The sequence below is a fragment of the Pseudomonas sp. 28 E 9 genome (assembly GCF_900004785.1).
In the GTDB taxonomy this organism is placed as follows: domain Bacteria; phylum Pseudomonadota; class Gammaproteobacteria; order Pseudomonadales; family Pseudomonadaceae; genus Aquipseudomonas; species Aquipseudomonas orientalis_A.
The window spans coordinates 402,183-419,105 of sequence record NZ_CVTK01000050.1 but is presented as its reverse complement, the minus strand read 5'-3'; the positions used below and the strand labels follow the sequence as shown (position 1 = coordinate 419,105).

Below are 16,923 nucleotides of genomic sequence, written 5' to 3'. Positions count from 1 at the left end.
GAAGTGCCCATGCCTGCGCCGGTTCACCCTCACCCTCTGCACCTGACTTTGGCCAATGGCCTGCACCTTTGCCTGCGCCCTGCGCCACGCTTGAAGCGCTGCGCCGCCGTTTTACGCGTGGCGGCGGGCAGTCATGACGCGCCGTTGGCATGGCCGGGGCTCGCGCATTTTCTGGAGCACTTGTTGTTTCTGGGAACTGAGCGTTTTCCTACAGGCGAAGGGCTGATGGCCTACGTGCAGCGTCATGGCGGGCAAGTGAATGCCAGCACCCGGGAGCGCGTCACCGAGTTTTTTTTCGAGCTGCCGGTGTCGACCTTCGACGAAGGGCTGGTGCGCTTGGCCGACATGCTGACGTACCCTCGCCTGGCCATTGACGACCAACTGCGCGAGCGCGAAGTGCTGCATGCGGAGTTCGTGGCCTGGTCTCGGGATGCCAAGGCGCAGCAACAGGTAGCCTTGCTGAAGGGCCTGGCCGCTGATCATCCGCTACGCGGCTTTCACGCGGGCAATCGCGACAGCCTGCCAGTGGAACGTGAGGCCTTTCAGCAGGCGCTGCGCGAATTTCATCAGCGCTTCTATCAGAGCGGGCAGATGACATTGAGCCTGGCCGGCCCGCAATCCCAGGAACACCTGGAAGCGCTGGCGCAGCGATTCAGTACGCAGTTGAGCCCTGGCCCGCTGCATCCCCAGGCCGCGCCACCGGCGCTGATGGCCGGGCAAGCGCGGGGCTATCAGCACGCTGCCGATCATCATCTGCACCATGTCATCACCTGTGATGCACCGCGCGAAGCGCTGGCGTTTCTCTGCACCTGGCTCAACAGTGCGGCGCCGGGCGGCTTGCTCGCTCAACTCAAGGATCGACGCCTGGCAACGGCAGTGCACGCCTCGGTGCCGTATCACTTTGCCGGACAGGCCGTGCTGGATATCGACTTTACCCTCGACAGCCAAAGCGACTCGACCACACAGATCGAGGCGCTGTTGTACGACTGGCTGAGTTTTTTCGCACACAGCGACTGGGCGCCGTTACGCGAGGAGTTCGCCTTGCTCACTGCGCGCCAGCAGCAGGTCCAGGGCGCTCTGGCGCTGGCACGCAACGACACCGAAGAGTTATCGGAGCAAGGCCTCGCAGCCCTCAGGGCCATGCTCGACGCCTTGCACCTGCCGCCTGCCACGCGCGGGTGGCAGCTTCCACCGAATAACCCGTTTCTGCGCCCACCCGTCAGAGCAGAGCGAGCCGGCTTGATTCGCGGCCAAACCAGCGCCCACCGTGGCTTGCGCACATTCGCCCAGGATCGCTCACGGGGACGACGGGACCTGTCGGCGCTGACCTTCAGCCAGGCCTTGGCCAATGACACTGACGAAGGCGCGCTGTACCTGCGCTGGCGATTTGACTGCGGCGTGCCTGCCGGTCTGGAAAACCAGTTGCAGCCGCTGCGCGAGCGTGCCGCTCAGGCGGGTGTCGAGTTGTGTTTCGAAACCATCGCCAATGACTGGCAGGTAAAAATGCTTGGCGTCCACGAACCCATGCCCGCCGTGCTCGAAGCGCTGGCGCACTGCTTGGCCACTGCCGATGAACATCTGCCGCCACCGCCCTCGGCACCGATGATCGCCATCCGCGAACTGCTCAAGGCATTGCCCGGTTGCTGTGCCGGTGTTCAGCCAACGCCGCAGGCGACGCCAGACCCATGGGCCACCGCGCGTTGGCATGGGCTGGGCGCAGGTTTACCGGCAGCCTGTGAAGCGGCCATCAAGACCGCCTCGGCACGACTGCCTGGGCAGCCTGCACCGCTTCAGTATCCGCCTGAAAATCTCCAGGACCAGCGTCTCTGGCACGAGATAAACACCGATTCCGGCGAAGCAGCGCTGTTGCTGTTCTGCCCGACACCCACCCAGGCCCTGGGCGATGAAGCCGTCTGGCGCTTGCTCGGTCATCTGCTTCAAGGGCCGTTCTATCAGCGCCTGCGCGTTGAACTACAAATCGGCTACGCGGTTTTCAGCGGCATCCGACAGCTCAATGGGCAAACCGGCCTGCTGTTCGGCGTGCAGTCCCCCAGCGCTTCCCTGGATGAAATCGTCGAACAGGTGCAGACCTTTCTGGCACACCTGCCGTCATTGATCGAGCGCAGCACCGACATGGGTAACGAGGCGCTGGCGCAGCAATTCACGGTCCAGTCACTGCCCATGACTCAAGCCGCCGACTTGCTGTGGCACGCGCACCTGGCGGGCCGCCCATCGGACTACCTGGAGCAATTACAAGATTTGATACAAACCCGCTCACGGGAAGATGTACAGCGCGCCGCTCAACAGTTGAACGACGCCACAGGCGGCTGGCGTTGCCTCGCCAACGGGCCGTGCGCCCAAGGGGCGTGGCACTCGGCCGATTGATCGTTGCCAACCCTGCAACAGGCTTTTTCTTTCAAGACAGCGCTAACTCGAAAAGAATTGCGTAATATTCACACGCAATATCTGAACATCTCCCATGGGAGGTGGACTATATGTACTACTTGGTAGTGAACATCCCCATCCCTTGATAGGAGTATGAATATGACCTGGTCCAAACCTGCCTACACCGATCTGCGCATCGGTTTCGAAGTCACCATGTACTTCGCCAGCCGTTAATTCGCTGGGTACTACAACGCCTCGGTTCGCCCGGGGCGTTTTTGTTTTGAGCTTTGCTGATGGAGCGACCATGTTTGTCCAGATTCTAGGTTCCGCCGCCGGCGGTGGCTTCCCGCAGTGGAACTGCAACTGCGTGAACTGCGCAGGTTTTCGTGATGGCAGCCTGCGGGCCCAGGCGCGTACCCAGTCGTCCATTGCGATTTCCGGCGATGGTGTGAACTGGGTGCTGTGCAATGCGTCGCCGGATATCCGCGCGCAGTTGCAGGGCTTTGCGCCGATGCAACCGGGCCGCGCCCTGCGTGACACCGGCATCGGCGCGATCATCCTGATGGACAGCCAGATAGACCACACCACCGGCCTGCTGAGCCTGCGCGAGGGTTGCCCGCATCAGGTGTGGTGCACCGATATGGTCCATGAAGACCTGAGTACCGGCTTCCCGCTGTTCACCATGCTCACCCACTGGAACGGCGGCCTGGCCTGGAACCGTATCGAGCTGGACGCCAGCTTCACCATCAACGCGTGCCCCAACCTGCGCTTCACCCCGCTGCCGCTGCGCAGCGCGGCGCCGCCTTATTCGCCGCATCGCTTCGACCCGCACCCGGGCGATAACATCGGCCTGATCGTCGAAGACCTGCGCACCGGCGGCAAACTGTTCTACGCCCCAGGCCTGGGCAAGGTCGACGCGCCGCTGCTGGAGATCATGGCCGGCAGCGACTGCCTGCTGGTAGACGGCACGATGTGGGACGACGACGAAATGCAGCGCCGTGGCGTCGGCACTCGCACCGGCCGCGAAATGGGCCACCTGGCGCAGAACGGTCCTGGCGGTATGCTCGAAGTGCTGGAGCAGTTGCCAAAGCAGCGCAAAGTGCTTATCCACATCAACAACACCAACCCGATCCTCGATGAAGACTCCCCCGAGCGAGCCGAGCTGGTGCGGCGCAATGTCGAAGTAGCCTACGACGGCATGAGCATTGAGTTGTAGGAGACCTCAGATGACTGATACACCGATGACCCCTGAAGCATTCGAACAGGCCCTGCGCGCCAAAGGCGCCTTCTACCACATCCACCACCCGTACCATGTGGCGATGTACGACGGCCGCGCCACCCGCGAACAGATCCAGGGCTGGGTCGCCAACCGCTTCTACTATCAGGTGAACATTCCCCTGAAGGACGCCGCGATCCTGGCCAATTGCCCGGACCGGGAAATCCGCCGTGAATGGATCCAGCGCCTGCTCGATCACGATGGCGCGCCCGGAGAAGACGGCGGCATCGAAGCCTGGCTGCGCCTGGGCCAGGCCGTCGGCCTCGATCCCGACCAACTGCGCTCCCAGGAACTGGTGCTGCCCGGCGTACGCTTTGCGGTAGATGCCTACGTCAACTTCGCCCGCCGCGCCAGCTGGCAAGAGGCCGCCAGCAGCTCGTTGACCGAACTGTTCGCGCCGCAGATCCACCAGTCGCGCCTCGACAGCTGGCCGCAGCATTACCCGTGGATCGACCCGGCCGGCTATGAATACTTCCGCACCCGGCTGGGCCAGGCCCGTCGCGACGTGGAACACGGGTTGGCGATCACCCTGCAGCACTACACCACCCGTGAAGGCCAGGAGCGCATGCTGGAAATTCTCCAGTTCAAACTGGACATCCTGTGGAGCATGCTCGACGCCATGAGCATGGCCTACGAACTGAACCGCCCGCCATACCACAGCGTGACCGCAGAGCGGGTCTGGCATAAAGGGATCACCCTATGAGTTTTGATCGCAGCAAAAAACCGACTTGGCGCCCAGGCTATCGCTATCAGTACGAGCCCGCACAGAAAGGCCATGTGCTGCTCTACCCGGAAGGCATGATCAAGCTCAACGACAGCGCCGCGCTGATTGGTGGACTGATTGACGGCGAGCGCGACGTGGCCGCCATCATCGCCGAGCTGGACCAGCAATTCCCCGGCGTGCCGGAACTCGGTGATGACATCGAGCAATTCATGGAGGTCGCCCGTGCCGAGCACTGGATCACCCTTGCCTGAAAAACCCGCTATCGGCCTGCCGCTCTGGCTGCTCGCCGAGCTGACTTATCGCTGCCCGCTGCAGTGCCCGTACTGTTCCAACCCGCTGGATTTTGCCGAGCAGGGCAAGGAGCTGAGCACCGAACAGTGGATCAAGGTATTTCGCGAGGCCCGCGAGATGGGCGCCGCGCAGCTTGGGTTTTCCGGCGGTGAACCGCTGGTGCGCCAGGACCTGGCCGAGCTTATCGGCGAGGCGCGCAAGTTGGGTTTCTACACCAACCTGATCACCTCCGGCATCGGCCTGACCGAACAGAAGATCAGCGACTTCAAAAAGGCCGGCCTGGACCATATCCAGATCAGCTTCCAGGCCAGCGACGAACAGGTCAACAACCTGCTGGCCGGTTCGAAGAAAGCCTTCGCGCAAAAACTCGAAATGGCCCGCGCGGTGAAAGCCCACGGTTATCCGATGGTGCTGAACTTCGTCACCCACCGGCATAACATCGACAAGATCGACCGCATTATCGAGCTGTGTATCGCGCTCGAGGCGGACTTTGTCGAGCTTGCCACCTGCCAGTTCTACGGCTGGGCACAGCTCAACCGTGTGGGGTTATTGCCGACCCGGGAACAACTGGTGCGCGCCGAACGCATCACCAACGAATACCGCGCCAGGCTCGAAGCCGAAGGCCACCCGTGCAAGTTGATTTTTGTCACGCCGGATTACTACGAAGAACGCCCGAAAGCCTGCATGAATGGCTGGGGCAGTATTTTCCTGACAGTCACGCCGGACGGTACCGCCCTGCCCTGTCATGGCGCCCGACAGATGCCGGTGCAGTTTCCCAATGTGCGCGACCACAGCATGCAGCACATCTGGTACGACTCGTTCGGTTTCAACCGCTTTCGCGGCTACGACTGGATGCCCGAACCGTGCCGTTCATGCGATGAGAAGGAAAAGGATTTCGGCGGCTGCCGCTGCCAGGCTTTCATGCTCACCGGGGATGCGAGTAACGCAGACCCGGTGTGCAGCAAGTCCGAGCAGCACGGCATAATCCTGCAAGCGCGGGAAGAGGCCGAACATGCCACCCAGACCATTGAACAGCTGGCGTTTCGCAATGAGCGCAATTCACGCCTCATCGCGAAAGGCTGAGGGTCTCAGCGCTTGGCGATGATGTACACGGCGTGAATGATACCGGGGAAGTAACCGCACAGGGTCAGCAGGATGTTCAGCCAGAATGCGCCGCCAAATCCTACTTGCAGGAACACACCCAGTGGCGGCAGCAGAATGGCGATGATGATACGAATGATGTCCATGGGTCAGCTCCAAAAATCGGCTCGTGTGAGCCGTGTAGCTAATCGACATTGGCGCTTCGTGAGGGTTCAGTGGTTTCTGGCATTGGGCCATCTCATGCCAGAATCTGCAGGCCATGCTTTTGAACAATGCTCAACAACTTGAGCGCCATGCCGCTGGGTTGTTTTTCGCCAGACTCCCACTGCTTAACAGTCGATGCGCTGGTGTTCAGGTAGCGCGCGAACACGGGCTGGCTGACGTGGCTGCTTTCACGCAAGTGTTTGATCTGCTCGGCTGGCATATGTGCAGGCACCGTTGCCAGACACGTTTCGTCGAACTCACGAAGCGTGGTTTTGCTGATGGCGCCAATTGTATAAAGCGCTTCGGCGGACTGGTGAATAGACTCAAGCGCTTCACTTTTATATTTCCTGGTCATGATGTATCTCCACAAACTCTTTTAAATCCAGCAATTGCTGAATCTGGACATGGTTTAAGTCTTCGTAGAGCTTGGCCAGCAACCGAAAGCCATCCAGTTCACGCTGACTGATATTGCTCTGACTCTGCTTGGCGAACAGCAATTGGTAGACCCAGTAGTGCCTGCCTTTAGCCAGGACAATGGAGCGATGGCGATTTTGGTTCAGCCGCTTCTTCCAAACGCCGCCGCCCAAATTTTCAGCCTGCCCGTTCAGTAAATCGCTGAATGCTTCTTTTAGCTCAGAATCGCTTATCCAAGCTTTGCTGGCTGCTTTCGCAAAATTCCGAGTTTTGAACAATCTGAGCTTCATGAAAATCCTTCTCGAAAACATACCACTCAGTGGTATAGATTAGAAGAGGGCGTTGGGCGCCCCCATCGACATTCCTTGCCGAAGCCCGCTAAAAAGCCATTGTTTCCGACGACGCACAAGCAACCTTTTCAGTCCAAAAATTACGCACGCAAAAAAACGCCCCCAGCCAAAAGAATCAGGCTGGAAGCGCCGCGTATCCCGCGAGACGGTTCAGGAAATGGGGTTAGACGGCAATGCCCTTGCGGCATTGCAGTTGGGCGGTGCGTACCCGAGAGAAGGCACGGGCCAGGCGCAGGAGCATTTCGTCAATGTGGTTCTTGCTGATGTTCAGGGCGGGGGTGAAACGCAGACAATCCGGCTGCGCAGCCGTGAGGATCAGGCCTTCGTGCAGCGCGGCCTTTACCACCGCAGCCGCGCAATCGTCCGACAGCGTCAGGCCCCATATCAGTCCGTTGCCGCGCAGTTGCCCATGCTCGTAACGGTAGGCCAGGCGGGCAAGGCCTTCTGCCAGGTAGAGGCCGGATTCGCGTACGTGTTCGAGAAAGCCGTCGGTCAACACGGCATCGAGCACCGCGATCCCCGCTGCGGCCATCAGCGCATTGCCGTGATGGGTACCGTCCAGCTCGCCCGTTTCGAAGCAACAGGCGGTGCCACGTGCCAGCAACGCCGCCAGCGGCACGCCACCGCCCAGGCCTTTGCCAATGGTAATGATGTCGGCGCGAATGCCATATTGCTGCTCGGCGAGCAGACTGCCGCAGCGGCCGATCCCGGTTTGCACTTCATCGAGAATCAGCAGGATGCCCAGTTCGCGGCACAGACGTTCGACGCCCTTGAGGTAGTGTTCGGTCGCAGGGATGACACCGGCGGCGCTTTGGATCGGCTCCAGCATGATGGCGACGGTATGCGCATCGACGGCGGCGTGCAGAGCCGGCAGATCGTTGAAAGGTACATGACTGAAACCCGGCAATTGCGGCTCGAAACGGTTTTCCCAGGCAACGGCCGAAGCCGACATCGCGGCGAAACTCTGGCCGTGGCAGCCGTTGCTCACCGTAATGATGTGATAAGCGCCGCCGCGATGCAGTTGGCCCCATTTGCGCGCCAGTTTGATTGCGGCTTCGCAGGCCTGGGCACCGCTGTTGAGCAGGTAGGCCTGATCGCTGCCGGTGTGATGGCACAGGCGATCAACCAGGTCGAGCTGCGCCCGGTTGTACAAGCCCATGCCCGGGTTGATCACGGTTTGCATCTGTTCGGTGATGGCGTCGCGCACCGCTTGTGGGCTGTGGCCGAGGCTGTTGGCGCCGCCGCCCTGGCTGAAATCCAGGTAGGCACGGCCGTTACTGTCCGAAAGCCAGGCGCCGTGACCCTGGACGAACACCTCGCAGGGACGCGCGACAGTGGGCATCAGGCATTGGCTGGAAAAATCATCAGGCGGAGCATGAAGTACCAGGTCGTCAAGACTGGGCACCGGGCGCCGGAACAGGTTCACAGTTCAGCCCCGATAGCAACCGCACCTGGGTAGGTGTCGGGTACCAACAGCGCGACGCGGTGTTTTGTCTTGCCTATGTAAACGCCATTACCAAAAACGTGAGTCATTGCCCGATTCGGCCCTGTAAGCCCTGCGAATAGGCGCTAGACTAGGCCGCTCGGAGGCCAACGGCCATTTCGATTTTCCAGCTTTTTCGATAAGCAAATCTTATGGATTTCAAGCAACTGCGTTATTTCGTCGCGGTGTATGAGGAAGGCCACGTAGGGCGTGCCGCAGAGCGTCTGTCGATCTCCCAGCCGGCCTTGTCGCAGCAGGTTCGCCAACTGGAGCAGAACCTCGACGTGAGCCTGTTCGAACGCAGCAGCAAGCGCCTGCTCCCCACACTCGCCGCACACACGCTGTACAACCACGCCTTGCCCCTGATCGACGGCATGCAGCAGGCCGTGGAGGCGTTGCGTAACTTCAAGGGCCAGGCGATGCGCACCTTGGCCATCGGTGTGCTGCAAACCGTGCACACCAGCCTGGTGCCGCAAATGCTCGAGCGGGTGCGCAAGGCCCAACCCCACCTGGTTGTGCAGATCTACGAATTGACCGGGCTTGAGATCGAGCGGCGGCTGCTCAACGGCTCGCTGGACATCGGCATCAGCTACCTGCCACCTCGCCAACCGGGCCTGCATGGCGTGTTGTTGTACGAGGATGAATTGAAGGTGGTCATCCCTGAGCAACATCCCTTGCGGGAATTCAAGAAGGTCTCGCTGAAACAGGCAGCGGAGTTGCCGATGTTGCTGCTGGGGGAGGAATTCCAGGTACGGCAGATCTGGCAGGGTCAGTTGGCCAACCTGGGCCGACGCCCGCAGGTGCAGGCCGAGCTCAATACCATGGCGGGGATTCTCGACAGCCTGCCTCATACGCAGTTGGCCACTGTGTTGCCGGGGCGTTCCCAGGACGAACACAACAGCCAGTCGCTGCTATGGAAACCCTTGAGCGAACCCAGGGTGCCGTTGAAAGTCGGTTTGGTGTGCCGTGACGTGCAGCGCCAGCAAGCGACGGTGGCGTTGCTGCGCACGTTGCTCGAAGACGTGATGAATGCCCCGCAGGCAGGCGCCTGACTTTTTCGCGGGCAAAAGAAAACCCCGCCGAAGCGGGGCTTTGCAGACTGTTTCCCTGACATCCATTTCACTCCGCCATCCTGGCAGAATCCTACGTGTCCGTGTTGTTGCTTTGCGCTTCCTGCGCGACGTCCATGTGAAGTAGATTATCCGTGGATCCAATTTGGCGATAGAGGACGATTAGCAGCACGTCATGTAAGAGATTGCTTACACGCACGCTTCGCCCCTAGAACAGTGCTTCATCCATCAGGAACAGCGACTCGCTACCGGCTTTCACCGACGCGCTCAACGAATGAATACGCGGCAACAGGCGCGCAAAGTAAAAGCGCGCCGTGCCCAGCTTGCTGGCATAGAAATCGTCTTCGGTCTCTTTGCCCAACGCGGCCTTGGCCATGCGTGCCCACATATAGGCATACGCCATGTAACCAAACGCGTGCAGGTATTCCACCGATGCCGCGCCGATTTCATTCGGATTGGTTTTGGCACGGTCCAGCACCCAGGCGGTCAATTCATCCAGGCTGTCCACCGCCGCGCCGAGCGGGCGGGTGAACTCGCCCAGTTGCGCGCCGGCACTGGCGATGAACTGGCGGATCTCATCGGCGAACAAGGTGTAGAACGCACCGCCGCTGCCGACAATCTTGCGCCCCATCAAATCCAGTGCCTGGATACCATTGGTGCCTTCGTAGATCTGGGTAATGCGCACGTCACGCACCAATTGCTCCTGACCCCACTCGCGAATGTAGCCGTGGCCACCGAACACTTGCTGGCCGAGCACGGTGGTTTCCAGGCCCAGGTCGCTGAGAAACGCCTTGGCGACCGGCGTCAGCAGCGCCACCAGGTTGTCGGCGCGCTCACGGGCAGCAGCGTCTTCGCTGAACTTGGCGATGTCCAACTGCGTGGCCACATAGGTGGAGAACGCACGACCGCCCTCGTTCGCCGCTTTCATGGTCAGCAGCATGCGGCGCACGTCCGGGTGCACGATGATCGGATCGGCCGGTTTATCCTTGGCTTGGGCGCCCAATGGCGAACGGCTCTGCACCCGATCGCGGGCATATTCAATCGCGTTCTGATAGGAGCGCTCGCCGGAAGCCAGGCCCTGGATACCCACCCCCAGGCGCTCGTAGTTCATCATGGTGAACATCGCCGCCAGGCCACGGTTGGGCTCACCGACGAGGTAGCCGACGGCTTCGTCGAAGTTCATCACGCACGTCGCGGAGGCCTGGATGCCCATCTTGTGTTCGATCGAGCCGCAGGTCACCGGGTTGCGGGCACCGAGGCTGCCGTCGGCGTTCACCATGAACTTGGGGACCAGGAACAGCGAGATGCCCTTGGGCCCCGCCGGTGCATCAGGAAGCTTGGCCAACACCAGGTGGATGATGTTTTCGGTCAGGTCGTGTTCACCGCCGGTAATGAAAATCTTGGTGCCACTGACTTTGTAGGAACCATCCGGCTGCGGCTCGGCCTTGGTGCGAATCATGCCCAGGTCGGTACCGGCATGGGCTTCGGTCAGGCACATGGAACCGGCCCATTCGCCGGAATACATCTTCGGCAGGTAGGTGGCCTTGAGTTCCTCGCTGGCGTGGGTATTGATCGACACGCAAGCGCCCGAGGTCAACATCGGGTACAGGCCGAACGCCAGGCTGGACGAATTGATCATTTCCTCGACCTGCGCCGACACCGCCTTGGGCATGCCCATGCCGCCATACGCCGGGTCGCCGCCGACGCCCACCCAGCCGCCTTCGGCATAGGTCGCGTAAGCCTGTGGGAAACCGTCCGGCGTGCTGACGACACTGTCCACCCAACGGCAGCCTTGCTCATCGCCTCCACGGCTTAACGGCGCGATGGACTTGGCGGTGACCTTGCCGGCCTCTTCGAGGATGGCTTCAACGGTTTCGGCGTCAACCGTGTCTGCCAGGGCAGGCAACTGCGCCCAGGTGGTGGCGACGTCAAAAACTTCGTTGAGGACGAAGCGCATATCACGCAACGGCGCTTTGTAATCAGCCATGGCAAACCTCGTGAGAACGTGAAAAGTGATTCGATAGGATCGGTTTTACAGGCTCCGAGTGTACCCGAACAACGTTTAAGACACATAGGGTCCGTTCGTGACCGACAAGTATTTGTAAGTCACGAACCAGGCTGTTGACGCACGTTTACAATGCAAATGCCTGCGCCGGCAGGCTCATCAGGCATTCGCTGCCCGCCTCCACGGCAGCCCTGTGCATCGTGGTGCGCGGTAACAGGCGCTTGAAATAAAAGTCACACGTGGCCTGCTTGGCCTGGGCAAACCCTGGGTCGTCGTGCGCCTGCGCCGCAATCGCCATGCGCAACCACAGGTAGGCGAGGATGATGTAGCCGCTGTACATCAGGTAGTCCATGGCCGCCGCTCCCACTTCGTCGGGATTGCTCATCGCCGCCGTACCGACCTTCAGCGTCAGCTCGCCCCATTGCTGGTTCAACTGGTTGAGCTGTTCGACATGGGCCTTGAGTTGCGCATGCTCGGCATGGGCGGCGCAGAACTTATGCACGATTCGGGTAAAGCCGCGCAGCAACTTGCCCTGGCTGCCCAGCACTTTGCGCCCCAGCAGATCGAGGGCCTGGATGCCGTTGGTGCCTTCGTAGATCGGCGCAATCCGCGCATCACGCGCCAGTTGCTCCATGCCCCACTCGCGAATATAGCCATGGCCGCCGAACACCTGCATACCGTGGTTGGTCACCTCCAGCCCGGTTTCGGTCATGAAGGCTTTACAGATCGGCGTGAGGAAGGCCAACAGGTTCTCGGCCTCCTCGCGCTGGCCGGCGTCGCGGCTCAAGTGCGCGGTGTCGAGTAACTGGGCGGTGAAGTAGGTCAGCGCACGATTGCCTTCGTTGAAGGCTTTCATGGTCAGCAACATGCGACGTACATCGGCATGCACGATGATCGGGTCGGCGGGTTTGTCCGGGGCCTTGGCGCCGGTCAGCGAGCGCATTTGCAGGCGCTCCCCGGCATATTTGATCGCGCCCTGAAAGCTTGCCTCGCCATTGCACAGCCCCTGCATCCCGGTGCCCAGGCGTGCGTGGTTCATCATGGTGAACATGCAGTTGAGGCCTTTGTTGGCTTCGCCAATCAGGAAACCCCTGGCGCCGTCGAAGTTCAGCACACAGGTGGCCGAGGCCTTGATGCCCATCTTGTGTTCGATGGAGCCGCACTGCACGGCGTTGCGTTCGCCGGAATCGGCATGAAACTTGGGCACGATGAACAACGAAATGCCTTTGGTCCCCGCCGGTGCATCCGGCAGCTTGGCCAGCACCAGATGGATGATATTGGCACTCATGTCGTGCTCACCGGCGGAGATGAATATCTTGCTGCCGGTGAGCGCATAACTGCCATCGGCCTGGGGAACGGCGCGAGTCTTGATCAAACCCAGGTCGGTGCCGCAATGGGCTTCGGTCAGGCACATGGTGCCAGTCCACTCGCCGGCGGTGAGTTTGTGCAGGTACGTGGCTTTCTGTTCGTCGGTGCCGTGGGCGTGGATCGCCGACATTGCGCCGTGAGTCAGGCCCGGGTACATGCCCCAGGACGTATTGCTGGAGCCGATCATCTCGCTCAGCACCAGCCCGAGGGACTGCGGCAACCCCTGGCCGCCGTAGGCCGGGTCCGCTGCCACGCCGTGCCAGCCGCCTTCCACGTACTGGGCGAAGGCTTGCTTGAAGCCCTTGGGCGTGGTCACGACGCCATTGTCGAAATGGCAGCCCTCCTCGTCGCCGCTGCGATTGAGCGGCGCGAGGACGTTTTCGCAGAACTTCGCGCCTTCTTCCAGAATTGCACTGACCATGTCGGGGCTGGCGTCCGTCGCGCCCAGGGCCGCGTAGTGACCATGGAAATCGAACACGTTATCGATCAGAAAGCGCATGTCGCGCAGGGGAGCTTTGTACTCAGGCATGGCGATGTCTCCGGCGGCAGATGGACTCAACCTACTGCCGGCCAACGCCGCGAACAATCACTGTAGCGCTGCTGAATACAGCGCCATTACTCAACCGGCAGCGTTTTCCATGCGCACGGCGCCGCGACGGTTCTGCCCGGCCGCGATCACGCAATTGCGCCCGGCGCCCTTGGCGGCATAGAGCGCCTGATCGGCGCACTTGAGTACTTCTTCAGGACTACGCTGCTCGGCCTGACGCTCGGCCACGCCGATGCTGACCGTCACCGACACACTGGACGCACCACTGGCGGCCCGACGCTGGCGCCCTTGATGGTCGTCGTTGGGGCGGTCCGGGTTGCGCAACTTGATCGCATAGGTGGCTATGCTTTCGCGGATGGCCTCCAGGTGCGGCAGGCATTCATCCAGGCTCTTGCCGGCAAACACCACGGCGAACTCTTCACCGCCGTAACGGTAGGCGCGCCCGCCGCCGCTGACCTTGGACAGTTTGCTCGCCACCAGGCGCAACACCTGGTCGCCCACGTCATGGCCGTGGGTATCGTTGAAACGCTTGAAGTGGTCCACATCGCTCATCGCCAACACATAATTGCGCCCCAGCCGCTGCATGCGTTCGTTCAGGGCGCGGCGGCCCGGCAAGCCGGTCAGCTCATCGCGAAAGGCCATTTGATACGCCTCATGCGCCACACCGGCAGCGATCATCAGCATCACCTGGCTGCACATGATGTTGAGCGTAAACGGCAGGATGAAGGTTTGCGGCAGCATCCAGAACAGCCCCAGCAACCCCACCAGTTGCGCAGCGTGCAGCGGGCGCGGCTGATACCAGTACTGGGCGGCCAGGGTGATAAAGCCAATCAGAAACATCGGGTATGAAAGCTGGATCAGGCTCATCCACGCGCCATGCAGCGCCGGCCAGCGAATCTCGGCCAACCAGTCCAGCACGCCCTGTGGGTAACGTTGCTCCAGCGCCAGCGCCAGGCTGCCGACGGCCAATAGCACCGCGCAACGTGCGACGAAGTCACGGAACAGGTGAGTCTTTTCCTGCCACAGCGCGTACACGCTGAACAGCAAGGGCAGCAGCAGGCAGCACAGGTGAAACACGACGGCGGCGTCTTCGCGCACGCGGCCATTGTCGCGGTAGAAATCGGTCTGGGTGTCCAGCAGGAAATAAACGACGTACACCGTGATCATCAGGAACAATTCACGCTGGCGCCGATACACCGCGCAGTACGCTCCGCCGAGCAACAGCACCAGGGTCGGCAGCACGTTGAACAGCGAGGTGAAGAAAACGTTGAGGTCCTTGAGATAAGCAGCCGAGAGCCCAGCCATCAACAGCAGCAACGAGGGTAGGAAATGACTGAACCGCACAGCGGACACGCGTAACAAGGGTAGAACTCCGACCCGCAAAAAGTAATGGCATGGTGCTTCTACGCAGGCAGTTAAACACAACCCGTCCGACCTGTATCATATTGCCATCACTGTAACGGCAGCCGTCGGCAATCCCTGAGCACGGCATTAGGTTTTTTAAACACCAAAAAAACCGCCGCGTCCCGAAGGAAGCGGCGGTTTTCAAAAAAAGCCGCGGTGCGGCTTAGTAAGCCAGGCCGAAGTCTTCTTCTTTCATGTCCATCAGGTTACTGGCGCCCGACAGCATGGTCGCTACATGGGTGCGGGTACGCGGCAGGATGCGCTGGAAGTAGAAGCGCGCGGTCTGCAGCTTGGCGGTGTAGAACGCCTCTTCGCTGGTGCCGGCGGCCAGTTTCTCGGCAGCCAGGCGCGCCATGTCGGCCCAGAAGTAAGCCAGGCAGGCATAACCGGAATACATCAGGTAGTCCACCGAGGCGGCACCGACTTCTTCACGGTCTTTCATCGCGGCCATGCCGACCTTCATGGTCAACTCGCCCCACTCTTTGTTCAGCGCCGCCAGCGGTGCAACGAATTCCTTGACGGCTTCGTTGCCTTCGTTGGCCTGGCAGAACTTGTGCACGATCTTGGTGAAACCCTTGAGCGCTTCGCCCTGGGTCATCAACACTTTACGGCCGAGCAGGTCGAGGGCCTGGATACCGGTGGTGCCTTCGTACAGCATCGAAATGCGGCTGTCGCGAACGTTCTGCTCCATGCCCCACTCGGCGATGAAGCCGTGACCGCCGTAGATCTGCACGCCGTGGTTGGCGGACTCGAAACCGACTTCGGTCATGAACGCCTTGGCGATCGGGGTCATGAAGGCCAGCAGGCCATCGGCCTGTTTCTTGGCTTCGTCATCGGTGCCGTACTTGACGATGTCCACTTGCTTGGCGGTGAAGTACACCATCGCACGGTTGCCTTCGGCGAAGGCTTTCATGGTCAGCAGCATGCGGCGCACGTCAGGGTGCACGATGATCGGGTCGGCGGCTTTTTCCGGCGCTTTCGGGCCGGTCAGGGAACGCATTTGCAGGCGGTCACGCGCATATTTCAGGCCACCCTGGAAACCGATCTCGGCGTGGGCCAGGCCTTGCAGCGCGGTCCCCAGGCGAGCGGTGTTCATGAAGGTGAACATGCAGTTCAGGCCTTTGTTCGCCGGGCCGATCAGGTAACCGGTGGCTGCGTCGAAGTTCATCACGCAGGTGGCGTTGCCGTGGATGCCCATCTTGTGCTCCAAGGAGCCACAGGTCACCGCGTTGCGCTCACCGATCGAGCCATCGGCGTTGGGCAGGAATTTGGGCACGATAAACAGCGAGATACCCTTGGTACCTGCCGGTGCATCCGGCAGGCGCGCCAGTACGATGTGGACGATGTTGTCGGCCATGTCGTGCTCACCGGCCGAGATGAAGATCTTGGTGCCGGAGACTTTGTAGGAACCGTCAGCCTGAGGCTCGGCCTTGGTGCGCAGCATGCCCAGGTCGGTGCCGCAGTGCGGCTCGGTCAGGCACATGGTGCCGGTCCACTCGCCCGACACCAGCTTGGTCAGGTAGGCCTCTTGCTGCTCCGGCGTGCCGTGCTCGGAAATAGTGTTCATCGCGCCGTGGGACAGGCCTGGGTACATGCCCCACGACCAGTTGGCTTCGCCGACCATTTCACTCACGGCAAGGCCCAGGGACTCCGGCAGGCCTTGGCCACCGTGCTCCACGTCATGGGCCAGGCTTGGCCAGCCGCCTTCGACGAACTGTTTGTAGGCTTCTTTGAAACCGGCAGGGGTTTTAACGCCTGACTCGCTCCAGGTACACCCTTCGATGTCACCCACGCGGTTCAGCGGCGCCAGCACTTGCTCACAGAACTTGGCGCCTTCTTCGAGAATGGCGTCAACCATGTCCGGGGTAGCGTCCTGGCAAGCCGGCAGGCTCTGATAGTGCGCTTCATAACCGAGCAGTTCGTCACGAACGAAGCGAATATCACGCAAGGGGGCCTTGTAGTCAGGCATAGCGATAAACCTCTGCTGATGTATCTGGGATGAGCAACCGCGTGAAAGGATGATGGCGGTCAAACAGGTGTTTGAAACATACGTTTACGACCTTGGGTTGTCAAGCGTCGGCCCGATGCCGTTTGTCTTGATGCGGGTCAATGGCGCGCACAGCAAAGCCCGTGGCGTGATGCCACATGATTAGGGAGTGTAGGAGTTAAGCGAGAGGGCACAAAACAAATGTGGGAGGGGGCTTGCCCCCGATGGCGGCCTCAGGGCTGGCCAGTATCTTGGATCAGACCGAGTACATATCCGTTATTTAGGTCACGGCCACTTAGGGTTCCGCTTTTACA

General features: G+C 60.8%; 15 protein-coding genes. 7 read left to right on the top strand and 8 right to left on the bottom strand.

The features are described from left to right. Positions 1-9: 9 nt before the first annotated feature. From pqqF to pqqE, 6 genes are all read left to right on the top strand, one after another. Complete coding sequence (gene pqqF / locus BFQ00_RS18145; protein ID WP_065934298.1) at positions 10-2,385, top strand: pyrroloquinoline quinone biosynthesis protein PqqF; 2,376 nt, start codon at positions 10-12, stop codon at positions 2,383-2,385. A 159-nt stretch (positions 2,386-2,544) separates the two neighbouring features. Then, positions 2,545-2,619, top strand: a complete 75-nt coding sequence (gene pqqA, locus BFQ00_RS18140; protein ID WP_003194766.1) for a pyrroloquinoline quinone precursor peptide PqqA — start codon at positions 2,545-2,547, stop codon at positions 2,617-2,619. A gap of 70 nt (positions 2,620-2,689) precedes the next feature. Beyond that, entirely contained in the window at positions 2,690-3,601 is a 912-nt protein-coding gene (pqqB, locus tag BFQ00_RS18135) for a pyrroloquinoline quinone biosynthesis protein PqqB (protein ID WP_065934297.1), read from the top strand. Positions 3,602-3,611: 10 nt separating this feature from the next. Further along, the gene (gene pqqC, locus BFQ00_RS18130; protein ID WP_065885487.1) at positions 3,612-4,364 is read left to right on the top strand and encodes a pyrroloquinoline-quinone synthase PqqC; all 753 of its coding nucleotides are present in this window, start codon (positions 3,612-3,614) and stop codon (positions 4,362-4,364) included. Then, positions 4,361-4,636 (top strand): pyrroloquinoline quinone biosynthesis peptide chaperone PqqD, encoded by a 276-nt coding sequence (gene pqqD / locus BFQ00_RS18125; RefSeq protein WP_065885486.1) that lies wholly within the window; start codon positions 4,361-4,363, stop codon positions 4,634-4,636. Before pqqC ends, pqqD begins: the two co-directional genes overlap by 4 nt. Further along, entirely contained in the window at positions 4,578-5,759 is a 1,182-nt protein-coding gene (gene pqqE, locus BFQ00_RS18120; protein WP_065894145.1) for a pyrroloquinoline quinone biosynthesis protein PqqE, read from the top strand. The genes pqqD and pqqE overlap by 59 nt, the downstream gene beginning before the upstream one ends. 5 nt (positions 5,760-5,764) lie before the next feature. Here the strand turns inward: pqqE and BFQ00_RS18115 are convergent, their stop codons facing one another. The 4 genes from BFQ00_RS18115 to BFQ00_RS18100 all read right to left on the bottom strand — a co-directional run bounded on the left by BFQ00_RS18115 (position 5,765) and on the right by BFQ00_RS18100 (position 8,171). Continuing rightward, positions 5,765-5,923, bottom strand: a complete 159-nt coding sequence (locus BFQ00_RS18115) for a YqaE/Pmp3 family membrane protein (protein WP_003194776.1) — start codon at positions 5,921-5,923, stop codon at positions 5,765-5,767. Between the two features lie 92 nt (positions 5,924-6,015). Next, positions 6,016-6,336 carry a helix-turn-helix domain-containing protein gene (locus BFQ00_RS18110; protein ID WP_065885484.1) on the bottom strand — a complete coding sequence of 107 codons (321 nt, stop codon included), beginning with the start codon at positions 6,334-6,336 and terminating at the stop codon, positions 6,016-6,018. Further along, on the bottom strand, positions 6,320-6,685 hold the full coding sequence (locus BFQ00_RS18105) for a type II toxin-antitoxin system RelE/ParE family toxin (RefSeq protein WP_065885483.1): 366 nt from the start codon (positions 6,683-6,685) through the stop codon (positions 6,320-6,322). The genes BFQ00_RS18110 and BFQ00_RS18105 overlap by 17 nt, the downstream gene beginning before the upstream one ends. Positions 6,686-6,908: 223 nt before the next feature. Further along, positions 6,909-8,171, bottom strand: coding sequence for an aspartate aminotransferase family protein (locus BFQ00_RS18100; protein WP_065934296.1), 1,263 nt, complete (start codon positions 8,169-8,171; stop codon positions 6,909-6,911). A gap of 209 nt (positions 8,172-8,380) precedes the next feature. Here BFQ00_RS18100 and BFQ00_RS18095 point away from each other — a divergent pair, with 209 nt between their 5' ends. Continuing rightward, entirely contained in the window at positions 8,381-9,280 is a 900-nt protein-coding gene (locus BFQ00_RS18095; protein ID WP_065885481.1) for a LysR family transcriptional regulator, read from the top strand. A gap of 226 nt (positions 9,281-9,506) precedes the next feature. Here the strand turns inward: BFQ00_RS18095 and BFQ00_RS18090 are convergent, their stop codons facing one another. The 4 genes from BFQ00_RS18090 to BFQ00_RS18075 all read right to left on the bottom strand — a co-directional run bounded on the left by BFQ00_RS18090 (position 9,507) and on the right by BFQ00_RS18075 (position 16,591). Then, complete coding sequence (locus BFQ00_RS18090) at positions 9,507-11,285, bottom strand: acyl-CoA dehydrogenase C-terminal domain-containing protein (RefSeq protein ID WP_065934295.1); 1,779 nt, start codon at positions 11,283-11,285, stop codon at positions 9,507-9,509. A gap of 145 nt (positions 11,286-11,430) precedes the next feature. Beyond that, positions 11,431-13,200, bottom strand: coding sequence for an acyl-CoA dehydrogenase C-terminal domain-containing protein (locus tag BFQ00_RS18085; protein ID WP_065934294.1), 1,770 nt, complete (start codon positions 13,198-13,200; stop codon positions 11,431-11,433). A 90-nt stretch (positions 13,201-13,290) separates the two neighbouring features. Continuing rightward, on the bottom strand, positions 13,291-14,580 hold the full coding sequence (locus BFQ00_RS18080) for a GGDEF domain-containing protein (protein ID WP_065934293.1): 1,290 nt from the start codon (positions 14,578-14,580) through the stop codon (positions 13,291-13,293). 205 nt (positions 14,581-14,785) lie between these two features. Further along, positions 14,786-16,591 carry a phenylacyl-CoA dehydrogenase gene (locus tag BFQ00_RS18075; protein WP_065934292.1) on the bottom strand — a complete coding sequence of 602 codons (1,806 nt, stop codon included), beginning with the start codon at positions 16,589-16,591 and terminating at the stop codon, positions 14,786-14,788. Positions 16,592-16,923 lie beyond the last annotated feature (332 nt).